Annotated in this window: 13 protein-coding genes, 1 tRNA gene and 1 pseudogene; 9 read left to right on the forward strand and 6 right to left on the reverse strand. The window is 70.5% G+C overall.

What is annotated here, in order from left to right; translation table 11 throughout:
- Window positions 1–26 precede the first annotated feature (26 nt).
- The 5 genes from moaC to ACH4PY_RS07960 all read left to right on the forward strand — a co-directional run bounded on the left by moaC (window position 27) and on the right by ACH4PY_RS07960 (window position 2,935).
- Window positions 27–509, forward strand: a complete 483-nt coding sequence (moaC, locus tag ACH4PY_RS07940) for a cyclic pyranopterin monophosphate synthase MoaC (protein ID WP_398177153.1) — start codon at window positions 27–29, stop codon at window positions 507–509.
- Window positions 506–1,039, forward strand: a complete 534-nt coding sequence (locus ACH4PY_RS07945; RefSeq protein ID WP_398177156.1) for a molybdenum cofactor biosynthesis protein B — start codon at window positions 506–508, stop codon at window positions 1,037–1,039. Before moaC ends, ACH4PY_RS07945 begins: the two co-directional genes overlap by 4 nt.
- Window positions 1,036–1,656 (forward strand): GNAT family N-acetyltransferase, encoded by a 621-nt coding sequence (locus tag ACH4PY_RS07950; protein ID WP_398177631.1) that lies wholly within the window; start codon window positions 1,036–1,038, stop codon window positions 1,654–1,656. Before ACH4PY_RS07945 ends, ACH4PY_RS07950 begins: the two co-directional genes overlap by 4 nt.
- 119 nt (window positions 1,657–1,775) lie before the next feature.
- Window positions 1,776–2,792 (forward strand): hypothetical protein, encoded by a 1,017-nt coding sequence (locus ACH4PY_RS07955; RefSeq protein ID WP_398177158.1) that lies wholly within the window; start codon window positions 1,776–1,778, stop codon window positions 2,790–2,792.
- Window positions 2,793–2,861: 69 nt separating this feature from the next.
- Window positions 2,862–2,935 (forward strand) — tRNA-Ala (locus ACH4PY_RS07960).
- On the opposite strand, the gene xerC is transcribed toward ACH4PY_RS07960, so the two are convergent.
- Together xerC and ACH4PY_RS07970 are read right to left on the reverse strand one after the other, a co-directional pair.
- Window positions 2,927–3,379, reverse strand: a complete 453-nt coding sequence (gene xerC, locus ACH4PY_RS07965; protein ID WP_398177160.1) for a tyrosine recombinase XerC — start codon at window positions 3,377–3,379, stop codon at window positions 2,927–2,929. The genes ACH4PY_RS07960 and xerC overlap by 9 nt on opposite strands.
- Before the next feature lie 114 nt (window positions 3,380–3,493).
- Window positions 3,494–3,932 (reverse strand): annotated as a pseudogene (locus tag ACH4PY_RS07970) (hypothetical protein); the annotation flags it as partial.
- Between the two features lie 139 nt (window positions 3,933–4,071).
- On the opposite strand from ACH4PY_RS07970, the gene ACH4PY_RS07975 reads away from it, so the two are divergent.
- Window positions 4,072–4,452 carry an STAS domain-containing protein gene (locus tag ACH4PY_RS07975; protein WP_398177163.1) on the forward strand — a complete coding sequence of 127 codons (381 nt, stop codon included), beginning with the start codon at window positions 4,072–4,074 and terminating at the stop codon, window positions 4,450–4,452.
- 115 nt (window positions 4,453–4,567) lie between these two features.
- Here the strand turns inward: ACH4PY_RS07975 and ACH4PY_RS07980 are convergent, their stop codons facing one another.
- The 4 genes from ACH4PY_RS07980 to ACH4PY_RS07995 form a co-directional block, all read right to left on the reverse strand.
- Window positions 4,568–5,782 (reverse strand): PP2C family protein-serine/threonine phosphatase, encoded by a 1,215-nt coding sequence (locus ACH4PY_RS07980; RefSeq protein WP_398177633.1) that lies wholly within the window; start codon window positions 5,780–5,782, stop codon window positions 4,568–4,570.
- 953 nt (window positions 5,783–6,735) lie between these two features.
- Window positions 6,736–7,170 carry an ATP-binding protein gene (locus ACH4PY_RS07985; protein ID WP_398177166.1) on the reverse strand — a complete coding sequence of 145 codons (435 nt, stop codon included), beginning with the start codon at window positions 7,168–7,170 and terminating at the stop codon, window positions 6,736–6,738.
- A 332-nt stretch (window positions 7,171–7,502) separates the two neighbouring features.
- Window positions 7,503–7,844 carry an STAS domain-containing protein gene (locus ACH4PY_RS07990; protein ID WP_398177169.1) on the reverse strand — a complete coding sequence of 114 codons (342 nt, stop codon included), beginning with the start codon at window positions 7,842–7,844 and terminating at the stop codon, window positions 7,503–7,505.
- Window positions 7,845–8,024: 180 nt separating this feature from the next.
- A complete protein-coding gene (locus ACH4PY_RS07995) occupies window positions 8,025–9,224 on the reverse strand; it encodes a PP2C family protein-serine/threonine phosphatase (RefSeq protein WP_398177172.1) in 1,200 nt (399 codons plus the stop codon).
- 1,279 nt (window positions 9,225–10,503) lie between these two features.
- Between ACH4PY_RS07995 and ACH4PY_RS08000 the strand changes: the two genes are divergently transcribed.
- From ACH4PY_RS08000 to ACH4PY_RS08010, 3 genes are all read left to right on the forward strand, one after another.
- A complete protein-coding gene (locus ACH4PY_RS08000) occupies window positions 10,504–11,064 on the forward strand; it encodes an AAA family ATPase (protein WP_398177174.1) in 561 nt (186 codons plus the stop codon).
- A gap of 133 nt (window positions 11,065–11,197) precedes the next feature.
- Window positions 11,198–11,854, forward strand: coding sequence for a GTP cyclohydrolase II (gene ribA, locus ACH4PY_RS08005; protein ID WP_398177176.1), 657 nt, complete (start codon window positions 11,198–11,200; stop codon window positions 11,852–11,854).
- Window positions 11,855–12,159: 305 nt separating this feature from the next.
- A complete protein-coding gene (locus ACH4PY_RS08010) occupies window positions 12,160–12,765 on the forward strand; it encodes a TetR/AcrR family transcriptional regulator (protein WP_398177179.1) in 606 nt (201 codons plus the stop codon).
- The last annotated feature ends 188 nt before the right edge of the window (window positions 12,766–12,953 follow it).

Consider the following 12,953-nt stretch of genomic DNA (forward strand, 5'->3'; position numbering starts at 1 on the left):
GCCCTGAAGACCGCATCGGGAGAACGATGAGCAGCGCTCGGCACCATCTCACCCACCTCGACGAAGCAGGTTCGGCCCGTATGGTCGACGTCTCCGCCAAGGAGGTGACGTCTCGTACCGCACGCGCCACCGGCCGCGTCCTGGTGGGCGCCGAGGTCGTCCGGCTGCTGCGCGGCGCCGGAGTGCCCAAGGGCGACGCCATCGCCACGGCGCGCATCGCGGGCATCATGGGCGCCAAACGAACCCCCGATCTGATCCCGCTGTGCCACCCGCTGGCGGTGTCGGGCGTCACTGTGGACCTGGTGGTGGCCGACGACGCGGTGGAGATCACCGCCACGGTGAGGACCACCGACCGCACGGGTGTGGAGATGGAAGCACTGACTGCCGTCAGCGTGGCGGCACTCACCGTCGTCGACATGGTGAAGGCCGTGGACAAGTCCGCTGTCATCACCGACGTGCGGGTCGAGGAGAAGACCGGCGGCAAGTCCGGCGACTGGCACCGGCCATGAGCGGCGCCGCGGCTCGGCTGCGCGCCCTCACGGTCACCGCGTCCAACCGGGCGGCCTCGGGCGTGTACGAGGACCGCAGCGGTCCGCTGGCCGCGGCCGCACTGCGCGAGGCCGGGTTCGCCGTCGACGGCCCTCAAGTCGTACCCGACGGCGAACCGGTCGCGCTGGCGCTGCGGGCAGCCGTCGATGCCGGGTACGACGTGGTCGTTACCACGGGCGGTACCGGTATCTCGCCGACCGATCGCACGCCCGAGGCCACCCGGCAGATCATCGATTACGAGATCCCGGGTATCGCCGAGGCGATTCGCGCCGCGGGCCGGGAAAAAGTGGCCACCGCGGTACTCTCACGCGGTGTTGCCGGGGTCGCGGGGCGCACACTGGTGGTGAACCTCCCCGGATCGACCGGAGGCGTCAAGGACGGGCTCGCCGTGCTCGCTCCGCTCCTGGCGCATGCAATCGATCAGATCCGGGGCGGCGATCATCCGACTTCCGCACCATCGGAAACCTCAGTCCCTGGGAGACCGAGCTGAACGGGGTCTGGCCGACGGAACTGGCGGACGGTGACATCACCCTCCGCCCGATCAGGATGCGCGACCAACGCGCATGGCGTGAGGTCAACCGGCGCAACCGCGACTGGCTGCGGCCGTGGGAGGCCACGGTGCCGCCGGCGCCGCCTGGTCACATCGCCCAACGGCCCACCTATCGACAGATGGTGCGTCATCTGCGCAGCGAAGCCGGAGCCGGCCGCATGCTGCCGTTCGTCATCGATTATCAGGGCCGCCTCGCCGGTCAACTCACCGTCGCGGGCATCACCTGGGGCTCCATGTGCTCGGCGCACATCGGCTACTGGGTGGACGAGGCCGTCGCCGGCCGCGGCGTCATGCCGACCTCCGTCGCCCTGGCCGTGGACCACTGCTTCCGCCGGGTCGGCCTGCACCGTGTGGAGGTGTGCATTCGCCCCGAGAACGGGCCCAGCCGCCGCGTCGCGGAAAAACTCGGCTTCCGCGAGGAGGGGCTGCGTCCGCGCTACCTGCATATCGACGGCGGATGGCGCGACCACCTCGTCTACGCGCTGACCGCGGAGGAGGTGCCCGAAGGAATGCTCAACCGCTGGCACAGGGCGAGACCCGGAGCGTCCCAGAAATAGGACAAGCGTTCGAATGGGAAGCCCGCGGTGCCAAAAATTCTCGGCTTATCAGCCAGATCGTGCGACACACCGGGCCAAATTCCGTATGGCCTGTCTCGATTCCCCCTACCGTGTAATGCGTGAGCAGTAGCGGCCTCATCTACGCAGTCATCGTCGGGGCCTGGGCTGCCTACCTGGTGCCGATGTGGCTCCGTAGGCAGGACGAGCTCAACGAAGCGCGCCCGACGGAACGCTTCAGCACCGCCATCCGGCTGCTGTCCGGGCGGGCGGCGATGGAGCGGCGCGTCGCCAAGGCGCGCGGCGAGCGTGTCGAGCCCGGTGCCGACGACGTCGAGGACGACCTCGACACCGCGGACGTCGTCGACGTCCGCGGCCTTGCCGTGCCCGCGACCGAGGTGCGCCCCGCCGTGGCCGCCCGCCCGGCCGGTTCCGCCGCCGCACGGCCCGACGCCCGCGCCAAGGTTCTGGCGCGCCGTCGCCGGACGACCACCCTCCTCTTCCTCGCCTTCACCGCCGGGGCCGTCGCCGCGGCAGTGGGCGGTGTCACGCTGCTCTGGGCACCGTCCGTCCCGGCTGTCCTGCTCACCGTGTACATCGGCCAGATGCGCCGCCAGGAGCGTCGTCGCTACGAGGTGCGGCTCGATCAGCGCCAGGCCGCCGAGGCCGCGCGCAGGCTGCGTGCCCGGCCCGACCGCGTCCGCCCCGAGCGGCCGCGCACGGAACTGCCGCCCGCGCCCGCCAAGGAAGCCGCCTCGCCCAGGCCTGCGCCGGTACCGGCCCCCGCGCCCTCGCCGCGTACTGCCGACCGCCGCGCCCTTGTCGAGCAGACCGACCACGCCGAGTGGGTCGACCAGCAACGTGCCCAGCAGGCGGCCGACGACGGCTGGGAGCCCGTACCCGTGCCGCTGCCGACCTACGTCACTGCCCCGGTCGCCCCGCGCACTACCGGAGGCGTCGACCTCGGCGCACCCGACACCTGGAGCTCCGCCCGCTCCGGTACGACGCCGTCCTCGGCAACGGGCGAGCCTGCCGCGCCCCCGGCCGCCGGCCCCGGCCGCCCGCGCCCGCGTACGGCCCGCACGCCGCTCTTCGACCAGTACGCCGACCCGGACCGCCCCCGCGCGGCGAACGAGTAGGCCTTCCCGCCAGCCCGTATTGCGTTCACGAGCACCCTCGCGGAGATGCTAGAGTTTTCCTCGTTGCAAGGGCCTGTGGCGCAGTCCGGTAGCGCACCTCGTTCGCATCGAGGGGGTCAGGGGTTCGAATCCCCTCAGGTCCACCGCAGCTCAAAGCCCCTCCCGGGGATAATCCGGGAGGGGCTTTTTCGCGGTGTACAGCAGCAAAGTACAGCAGCTAGCTTCGAGCCTGCTGGCCCCAGGTGCTTGCCGAGCTTGCGCAGCGCCTTCCGGGTCGCTTCGGACGGTATGTGCGTGTAGACCTCCATCGTGACCGTGATCTTGCTGTGCCGGAGGATCTGCATCGCGGCCCGGGGGTGCACGTCGAGCGCAGCGAGAAGCGAGCCGCAGGTGTGGCGGGTGTCGTGCAGCCGGATCCGCCGCACTCCCGCCTTGTCCGACCGGTTGGCGAACGAGCGGTTGAAGTTGCGGGGCTCGACCGGAGTTCCGTACCGCGTGGTGAAGACGAAGTCGGACTCGGTCCACAGCTCGCCGGCCGCTTGTTTGGCTGCCTCCTGTTCCTTCTGCCGAAGCTGCAGGGCGGTCACGCAGATCTGCGGCAGCGGCAGGACCGCCGACGATGCCTCGGTCTTGGTCTCGTCGTGGACGAGTTGCCGTCGGATGCGGCCCGGCTCGGGTCACGCGCAGGTATCCCGGTCACGTCAGGAGCAGGCATGCGTCCCACTGTCCTTGGGGCGTGTGGAAGCTGTCGGGTTCTGTGTCCTGGAAGGCGAGGACGGCTCCGGTCGTGCCTTCCAGAAGGCCCGTGCCGTCCGGTGCTGCCGCGGTGAGGAATCTGTCGGCGAGCAGGCCGGTGGGGTGAGTTCCTGCAGGAGCCTGCGTTTGATGCCGGTGGTCAGCCATGAACCGACGCCTTGGCAGGTGAGGTCGGCCAGGATCCGGACTCCCTGGCGCTCGCAGATGCGGATGATGCGGATGATGCGGTGGGTGCGGGCGGCGGTCAGGTCTGACGCGGTCGCATTCGGCGAGGGTGCCGTCGAGCAGGACGAACGCGGGATCCGCCTCGCGCAGGGCCATCAGCGGACCCGGCGCCCGTTCGGCGAGCAGGCCGATGACCGTGCTGGTGCAGGCGGGGGCGGTGGACTGAGCGGGCGGCCTCAGGGTGGCCCATATCACGACTCGGCTCCATCGAACAGGAGAGCTACGCGGGCCGTGCAGTGACCGCGTAGAGTCACCGGAGACACATCTCATGATCAGGAATGAGAGGGAGAAGCTCCCCATGGTGCGCTCCGACAGTGCGGGGTCGGCCCAGGCCCGCGAACGACTGATAGTGGGTGTCCACGACGCCGACGACGGCGCACAAGTGGTTTCGGCTTCCGGAGAGCTGGACCTCAACAGCGCACCCGCACTTCAAGAGGCCCTCGCCCATGCCCTTCAGGCCGATCCACCACTGCGCGTGATCGCCGTCGACCTCAGCGCCTTGACCTTCTGCGACTCCAGCGGCCTGAATCTGCTGCTGCACGCCCACCTGCAGGCCCAGCAGTGCAGCATCCCCTTTCGCTTGGCCGGCCTGCAGCCCGCCGTGTCGCGCGTCTTCCGGATCACCGGCGCTCATGCGATCCTCTCCCTCCACGACCGGATCGACCAGGCACTGGCCTGAGCCGAACTCTGTCGCGTCGACCGCGGGGCCGAGCCCGACCGTGTCGAGGATCGCGGTCCAGGACGCTCTCGAAGCGTTCCTGAGCCTGTCGTCGGCGGGCCGGCGGCTGGTCGCATCACTCAAGGCGCGTCGCCGGTGAGGGTGAGGAGGCGTCGATGAGGTCGGCGCCGGTGTCGGCGTCCCGCCGAGAGTTGTGGGTGCCGTTCCAGTCCAGGCAGATGACGGTGGCGTCGTCCGCCAGGTGGCCGTCGGCGGCGTCCACGATCGCGCCGATCAGGGCGCGGGAGGCTTCCCGTGGGTGCAGTGCGCGGGTGTCGGCGATCAGGTCGGCAAGGGCCACGGTTTTGGCGTTGCGTTCCAGCATGCCGTCGGTGAGCATCACCAGCCGGTCTCCGGGCCGCAGGTCCAGGCACTGCACCCGGTAGGCGTGCTGGGGGTTGACGCCGAAGGGTGCGTCGACCTTGGGGGTGATCTGCTGCACCTGCCCGTCGCGCAGCAGCAGCGGCCAGGGGTGTCCGGCGTTGACGAACTCCGTGCTCCCGTCGCGCAGGCTGATCCGCAACAGCTGACCGGTCACGTACCCGTGGGCGCTACCCTCGCGCATGGCCTGGTCAGCCTGGCGTGCCTGCTCCAGCAGGTCGGCGCCCGCTCGCCGGGCCCGGCGCAGGGCGCTGACCACCAAAGTGGCAAGGAGCGCGGCCTGCACGTCGTGCCCCATGGCATCGGTGATCGACAGCTGCACGGTGTCGCGGTCCAGGACGTAGTCGAAGGTGTCACCTCCGACGTGGTCGGCCGGCTCCAGAGCACCGGCGACCGCGAACTGCGCCGCCTCGCACGTCAGCGATGCCGGCAGCAGCCGGTGCTGGATCTCCGCGGCGAGGCTCAGCGGCAGGGTGCGCCGGCCCCACTGGTACAGGTCGGTGAAGGGCCGGTTGGCGATGACGATGTACGCCAGCGCGTGGGCCGTCTCGCCGATCTCCCGCATCACCGCCTCCTCAGGGGCCTTGGGCAGGAACAGCTCCAGCAGCCCGATGGCGTCACCGCGGTTGGTCACCGGGGCCACCACCCGCACCTGCGCCTCCCACCCCGTGTCCTCCACGCCTGGGCGCTGAGTGCGGATCACGTCGTCGTACAGGGTGCCGGCCAAAGGAATGCGCCGGGCGGGCTCACCGGTCTTGACACTGCCCGCAGCCCCCAGCCGTACCACCGAGCTGCCCGTGAAGTCGGTGATCAGGAACGACACCGCTTCAGCCCCCAACCGGTCCTTGAGGATCCGCGCGACCACGTCCAGGGACTCCACCGGCGGGGCTGCCTCCGCGGCCTGCAGCATCCGCGCGAGCACCGTGGCCGCACTCCCGCTGTCACGGCCCGCGCCGGAACGGGAAGCAGGCCTGCCGTCGGCACCCCTCTCGCTACCGGTCATCACGACTCCTCACCGCTCACACCCCCACAGTGCGACCCCCGGGCTCATCCCGCCCGCGTTGATCCGGCACAGCCACGCCTCGCTCGACACGAGGATCGCCGCCACCGCTTCCGGCCGCCTCTCACCCTGCTTGTTGCCGCCCGCAACTGACATATGCCCAGGCGCGAGGAGCGCCCGGCCTGCTCGTGGCCGCAGGCCGGGCGTAGCCGTGGCCGGCGTGACGCCACGGGCCGCCCACGCGGCACTCGCCGACCCGACCGGCGGCTGCGACCGCCCCGAAGGCCGGCCTGCCGCTTCCGTTGACGCGGAGGGCCACTCGGGCGGCCGGTGGTCACTCCGGCGGCTCGCCCTCCTCGACCATCCGGAGCAACTGCTCGCGGAGCGCTGTCAGCCCTACCGAGTCGTCCGCGACTTCCGCCGTCACCACCGTGCAGCCCGTGTCAGGGTCCCCTCCATGGCCTCCACGGCCCGGCCGTCTGCGCGGCCGGTGGCGACCGTCGCCGGCCCGCCGCGAACGTCGCGGGTGAGGAGTTCCTCGTTGACGTCGAAGCCCGTCCCCGCCTCAAATGCCTCGTGAACCTCTTCGGCGCATCGGCCGGGGCGCCGAACCTGTCCGGCCCCATCCGCACCCGCAGCGTTTCGAGGTACATCGCACTCAGCGCACTGCGTACGGTGCCCGCGGCGCGTCCAGACCATGGCCGTCGACCGAACCTCGCCGGTGAGCGCCTGTTGGTGGGGTTGCGTTCCGGCACGCGGGTTTCGCTCGGCTGCGCGCGGCTATGGAGGGGACCGGCGTCGGCGGCGCGGCGACGGCCCGGCCGCGTGCGGGCACACCACTCGTCAAGGGCGGTTGCGTCGTGTCAGGCCAGGGACATGATGGCGCGGACGGCCTTGCCCTGAGGCGTGGGGCGGCTGTCGACGCTGGTGCACAGGGCCCGGACGATCTCCAGGCCGTGGCGCCCGATGCGGTGCGGTGCGGGCGGGTGGAACGTCGGCGGCTGCGTGCTGATGTCGCTGACCGTGAGGACCAGTTCTTCGCCGGTCATCTCCAGCGTCACGTCGCACGGCCCCGGTGTGTGCCGGACCACGTTGGTGACTAGCTCGCTGATCACCAGCAGTACGTCGCCGCGCCGACCGGGCTGGATCCGTGGGTTGGCCTGGGCCGCTTGGTCAACGAATCCGGCGGTGAAATCCCGGGCCCGCGCGATGGACGGCAGTGCCCCGGGGAAGGTGGTGGTGGCCCGTAGCGTGCCGTCACGAGACACTATCTCTCCCTCGTGGGGCGCTTGGGTCACGACCGCTCCCTTCTTCGCACTTCGCACACAGCGCACGAAGGGCACACCATAAACCGCCAGGCAGCCGTCGTCACAAGAAACTGGTGTCAGGCGTCTTCCCTGCCGCGGCCGATTCAGACCACCCCGGTTCAGTGCTGCGCAGGCCGCATCCCGGGAGCATCCTCCCGGGCACTCGCGGCGGCCGTGAGCAGGTGTTCTCCGGGGCCGGTATCTACGGCAGGGCAGGCGCCGACGGTGGAGCGGGGGCAGCAGGGGGGTCCGCGCGGGTGTTCACCGTCTGGGCTGATGGTGTCCGGCCGTGTCCTTCGGTGCTGGATCCAGGCCCTTTTCGGTCAGTTCAGGCCGGGGCGGGTGCTGCCGGGCGGGGGCGACCGGAACAGCGACAGGACGCCGCTGAGATGCAGGACGCGTTCGATTGGGCCGTGCGCGCCGATCACGCTCAGCGTCCCGCCGTGTTCCCGGGCGCGCTCGTAGCAGGCCAGCAGCGCCCGTACCCCGGTGGAATCCATGAACGTCACTCCCGACAGGTCCGCCACCACATGCGTACCCCAGGGAGCGTCGGCTTCCTGGACGGCCTGGTGCAGCCGGGAGGAGGAGTCGAGGTCGACCTCACCGGTCAAGGTCAGGATCAGCCTCCCGTCACCGAAGGCCACCTGGACCTCAAGTCTGGCCATGTCGTCCCGCTCCACGCCTGCCCCCTGCTGTGTGTGGCTCCGGCCCGTCTGCCGGGAGCACCGGTGTGCCATCCCGGCAGACGGGCATAAAGATCGCACATTCGTACGGGACGGCGGGTCGGCACCGCATCGTACGCCGCACCAGCCGTCGCGCGGACGCGCGGCCCTTGCGGTGGCCGCTCAGGATCCGGGGTGCCACTCGACGACCATCACCACAGCGTCATCACCCAGCTGGTTGTCGTGGTGTTCCAAGATGGCGTGCAGCAGGCGGCGGGTGGCCTCCGGCGAGGGTTCGCCCGCAGCGGTGGCCTTGACGACGAAGTCGATCAGGCGCTCCTCGCCGAACATCTCGCCGTCGGTCGAGCGGGCCTCGGTGATGCCGTCGGTGTAGAACACGACGCGGTCCCCCGGCTGCAGCGACGCACGGTGAACGGGGCGCTCACGCGGGAACCGGGCCCCCAGACCCAGGGGCAGCACCGGCTCCCGTTCCAGGGCACCGTCAACGGCGCTGCCCTCCCGGATGAGCAGCGGCGGCAGGTGACCGCAGTTGACCCACTGCAGAGTGCCGTCGGACAGGTCGAGGTCAGCGAAGACGCCGGTGAGCATCCGCCCGGGCGCCCACCGGTTCAGTTCCTCGTCGATGCCGGTGACGAGGTCGGCCAGGGCGCCGCCGGCGCGGCGGGAGGCCCGGCCCCCGGCCAGGGCCACCGCCGACGAAAGGCCCGAGGCGAGGTCGTGGCCCATGGCGTCCACCACGGTCACGCGGAGCCGGTCCTCGGTCAGGGTGTGGTCGAAGGCGTCGCCGGCGAGCTGGTAGGCGGGTTCCAGCAGCGCGGTGGAGGTCACCAGGTCGTTGCCGATCGTTGTCGGTGGCAGGAACGCCCACACCATCTCGGCCGCGACCTGCATAGGCTTGCTTCTGGTGACCCGGGCCAGCTCGTCGCTGAAGGCCGCCTGCGAGCCCACCAGCAGCCCGGTCACCGATGCCAGGGCACGGCAGTCCTCGATCGCCTCCGCCTCAGCCGTACGCAGCCCCACCCGCAGCACACCGACGCGGGCCGAACCGTTCAGGATCGGCAGCCACAACCCCGGCCCGCCCTCATCCGAGGTCTGCACGGTCATCGTGCGATAGGCCCGCCCCGCAAGAGAGCCCTCGATCGCTACCGGCCCGGCCGGTTCGCCGCCGACCCCCCGGCTTCCCGGCAGCGGCACCAGATCACGCTGCTGCAGATCAGCCAGATACACCCCTGCTGACACCGCACCCATGGCGGCTGCAGCCCGCGACACCAGATCCGGCAGCCGGCCCGGATCACAGGTATGGGCCTGCGCCAGCAGACCCCTCATTGCCTCCGCGAAGGCGGAATCCTTCCTGCCGGCCACGTCCCCGCCTCTCGCCCGCCCTCCGCCACGCGAACCGTTCGCGCGCAGCCGAGCATAGAGCCGCGCGCCGTGACCCGCCCGGACGCCGCTGCCACCGGTAACCGGGGCGACGCGGCTCTGTCGAGGCCCGGCTGCGGCGCATCGGCCTGCCCCTCGGAGCCCCGCGTGCACGTTCGCGGATCCGGCGCCGCAGGTTCTCAAGACAAGCCAGCCGCTCTTGGCTGAGCGCCGGCTGCTTCCGGTCCTCCTGCTTGCCGTCGGTGTCGGCAGGGTTGGCGAAGACTGGCTGTTCGTACGTCATCGCAGTCCGCGTGGCCGCACGGCAGGAGACCTCTCGGCGGCTGCGGGTGTGGCTGCGAGGTGTTCGGATGGGATGCGGTCGGCCGGGGCCGACCTTGGAGAACTGCATCGCAGTCCATGGAGGAGCCCGATCTCCCAGCGCTGCTGCGCCGCCCTGTTGCTGTACAGCAGCGGGTACAGCAACCTGGCCGTCCAGTAGTGCCACTCAGCACGTCTGCATCCCCCTCCGACGTGCACTGATGACCTCAGCGACCGCTCTGCCCGTAGTTCGCATCGAGGGGGTCAGGGGTTCGAATCCCCTCAGGTCCACAACATGACTGTTCCGGAGTTCACTCGGGATGAGTCGACAAATCCCGCTGATCGTGACGATCGGCGGGATTTTTGCTGTCCCCCTTTCTCCGGGACTGCTCGGCGGTGTTCGGGGTGGTGGCCACTGCTCGCCGCGCCGGACGGTGCCGCGGGAGGCGCCCGTTCTTCGGTGGCTCTCGGATGGCACAAGCAGCGGTGTGCTCCTGCGAGAAGGGGCCAAGCACCCGTCGCCGTCACAGCGATCGACTGACGATTACTGACGTCAGCGGCCCCTGCCACCGTCGCGGTGGCCCGCGGCTGCGCTCGCCGCCGAGCAATACCCGCGAGTGTCGGCAGTCGATTCCGCCTACGGGCCCCAGCAGCCCCTTCCCGACCTCATGGGCCTGCGGGACCTCGCCCTCACGGCACTCGACCGAGTCATGGCCGAGCCGTCCGAGCTGTCGAGCTCTGGGAGGGGGCTCGCGGTCACGGTCGGCGTCCGGAGATCCGGCGGCTGCGGACCGGGCTCCTGTCACAATCCCCCCGAAAACAGATGCGATTGGACCGCTGAGCCTGTCGGCACCGCTCGCCTGCCACCGGAAGAACGCTGTTTCCGGGGCCGCGCGGAGGCCGTTGGCGAGTCCCCGGCGGCTCAGGTCGACCGGGCGCGGCTCTCTGGTAACCCTGGTGGGTGACCTCTCTTCCGCTCCCCACCCTGATCGTCGTCAGTGGCCCGCCCGGGGCCGGGAAGACCACGTTGGCCCATGAGCTCGCGCGGGTCGTCGGATGCCCCGCAGTCTGCCGGGACGAGATCAAGGAGGGCATGGCGCACGCGGCGCCGGACCTCGTTGCGGGCCCGTCGGACGAGCTGGCCGTGCGGACGCTGTCGGCCTTCTTCGGGGTGCTGGAGCAGCTCCTGCGGGCGGGCGTGACGACGGTGGCGGAGGCGGCGTTCCAGGACCGGCTGTGGCGGCCCGGTCTCCAGCCGCTGGGGGCGCTGGCCCGGATTCGTGTCGTGCACTGTGTGGTGGACGCCGGGGTCGCGCTGGAGCGCAGGCGGCGGCGCCTGGCGGACAACCCGCTGCGCCGGGTGCACGACGACGCCGCGCACCATGATGCCGGGGTGCATACGCGGGCCCACGAAGGCTTCCGGCGAGTGGCCCTGGACGCCCCCTGGATCGAGGTGGACACCACGGCGGGGTACGCCCCCGGCCTCGCGGAGATCGCCGCGTTCGCCGGCGGTCGCGGCTGACGTACCGTCAACCGGCCGCCGCACCCTCACCGTGCAGGGTGATCCGGACGTGTGACGTGCGTTACGCGGCGGCCGGGAAATTTTCCGACGCCCGTAAGAGCTTGAGTTTTCAAGATCTTACGAGGGAGTCGACATGCCGGCAGACGCACGACCGGTGTCCGCGGCGGTGTCCGCGCCACAGCCGCCCGCGGCGGTCCGCACCAAGGTGCGCGTTCCGTTGCGGTTCACCGACGGGTGGGAGACGACGGCGGACGTCTTCACCTTCACCGGTCTGGCGGACGGCAGGGAGCACCTGGCGCTGGGGATCGGCGACTACGAGCATGCCCGCGTGCCACTGGTGCGCCCGCACTCGGAGTGCCTGACGGGTGACGTCTTCGGCTCCCGGCGCTGCGACTGCGGCCCTCAGCTGCGCGAGGCGGTGGAGCGGATCGGCGAGCACGGCGGTTACCTGCTCTACCTGCGGCAGGAGGGTCGCGGCATCGGTCTCTACGCCAAACTCGACGCATATGCGCTGCAGGACGACGGGCTCGACACGTACGAGGCGAATCTCGCACTGGGGCGGGGCGAGGACGAGCGCGACTACACCGCGGCGGCGCAGATGCTGGCCGCGCTCGGGGTGGGCCGCATCCGGCTGCTGAGCAACAATCCCGACAAGGCGCGGCAGCTGGCGGCGCTCGGCATACAGGTGGACGAGCAGGTGCCGACCGGCGTGCACATGTCCGACGCCAATGTCCGCTACTTGCGGGCAAAGGTCGAGCACACGGGTCACACGCTGGCGCTGCCGGCCTGACCGCACCGGCTGGCCCGGGAGGCCCGTACTGCGACCTGCGGGCGCCGGGTCGTACGGCGGCGCATATGTGCCCCGATCCTGCGGTGGCGCAACAGGTGCCGGAAATGGTGTGCGCCGCAGTGGTGCGGGGTTCCCGTTCGGCGAGTGATACGACCCACGATCGAAACGGTGGCGTTTCGATCGTGGGTCGTCTACGCTCTAGGTGTACGACATCGTTTCGATGAGGGATGGACGAAGGTGTCCACACCCCACCGGACGAAGCCGTACGCTATGGCCGCCCAACCACTGCATCCGGAGGAGAGGACATGACGGCTCAGGCATCTGCCGGGCGTCGTACGCGCCTGACCCCCGAACGCGAGCGGGAGCTGTTCGAGGCGGTCGTCGAGCTGTTGCGCGAGGTCGGGTACGAGGCGCTCACCATGGACGCCGTGGCCGCCCGCACGCGGTCGAGCAAGGCCACCCTCTACCGCCAGTGGAAGGGCAAGCCGGAACTGGTCGCCACCGCGCTGAGGATCATCAAGCCGGTGTCGCCCTCGGACATCGACACCGGATCCATGGCGGGTGACCTGCACGAGCTCGTGCGGTGCCACGACGTGGACGACTCCAAGCGCGACCAGGAACTCATGCGTGGCCTGGCACACGCGGCGTTCCGCAACGAGGACCTCTTCACGGCCCTGCGCGAGCAGCTCATCGAGCCGGAGCTGGACAGCTTCCGTGCTCTGGTCCAGCGCGCCGTCGACCGCGGCGAACTGTCGGCCGACAACCCGGCGCGCGACTTCATCCCGCACATGCTGTTCGGCAGTGCGCTCGCGCGCCCCATCCTCGAGGGAATCGACGCCGATCCCGAGTTCAGTCACAGATACATCGACGCCGTGGTCATCCCCGCCCTCGGATTGTCACAAGACTCCTGATCCCATAGCCGTACCGAGTGAACCGACCGTCGTACGAGTAGGTCACCGTTTCGCCGGTGACGCATGCCCCGGTGGCGCCTGCCGCCCGCCCGGGTCGCCCGCTCGTCCCTCCGGTCCTCCGCCCACCTGACACGCCGCTCTCGTCGTCGGGCTGGTTCCACACGCCCATATTCGCCCCTCCTGACGGG

Origin of the sequence: Streptomyces sp. NPDC021224, from assembly GCF_044332905.1 — a bacterium.
Classification (GTDB): domain Bacteria; phylum Actinomycetota; class Actinomycetes; order Streptomycetales; family Streptomycetaceae; genus Actinacidiphila.

Coding starts and splice junctions, on each gene's coding strand:
- moaC (WP_398177153.1), top strand. CDS start 27: ATGAGCAGCGCTCGGCACCATCTCACCCACCTCGACGAAGCAGGTTCG.
- ACH4PY_RS07975 (WP_398177163.1), top strand. CDS start 4,072: ATGGTGCGCTCCGACAGTGCGGGGTCGGCCCAGGCCCGCGAACGACTG.
- ACH4PY_RS07990 (WP_398177169.1), bottom strand. CDS start 7,844: ATGGCCAGACTTGAGGTCCAGGTGGCCTTCGGTGACGGGAGGCTGATC.
- ACH4PY_RS07980 (WP_398177633.1), bottom strand. CDS start 5,782: ATGCTGCAGGCCGCGGAGGCAGCCCCGCCGGTGGAGTCCCTGGACGTG.
- ACH4PY_RS07945 (WP_398177156.1), top strand. CDS start 506: ATGAGCGGCGCCGCGGCTCGGCTGCGCGCCCTCACGGTCACCGCGTCC.
- ACH4PY_RS08010 (WP_398177179.1), top strand. CDS start 12,160: ATGACGGCTCAGGCATCTGCCGGGCGTCGTACGCGCCTGACCCCCGAA.
- ribA (WP_398177176.1), top strand. CDS start 11,198: ATGCCGGCAGACGCACGACCGGTGTCCGCGGCGGTGTCCGCGCCACAG.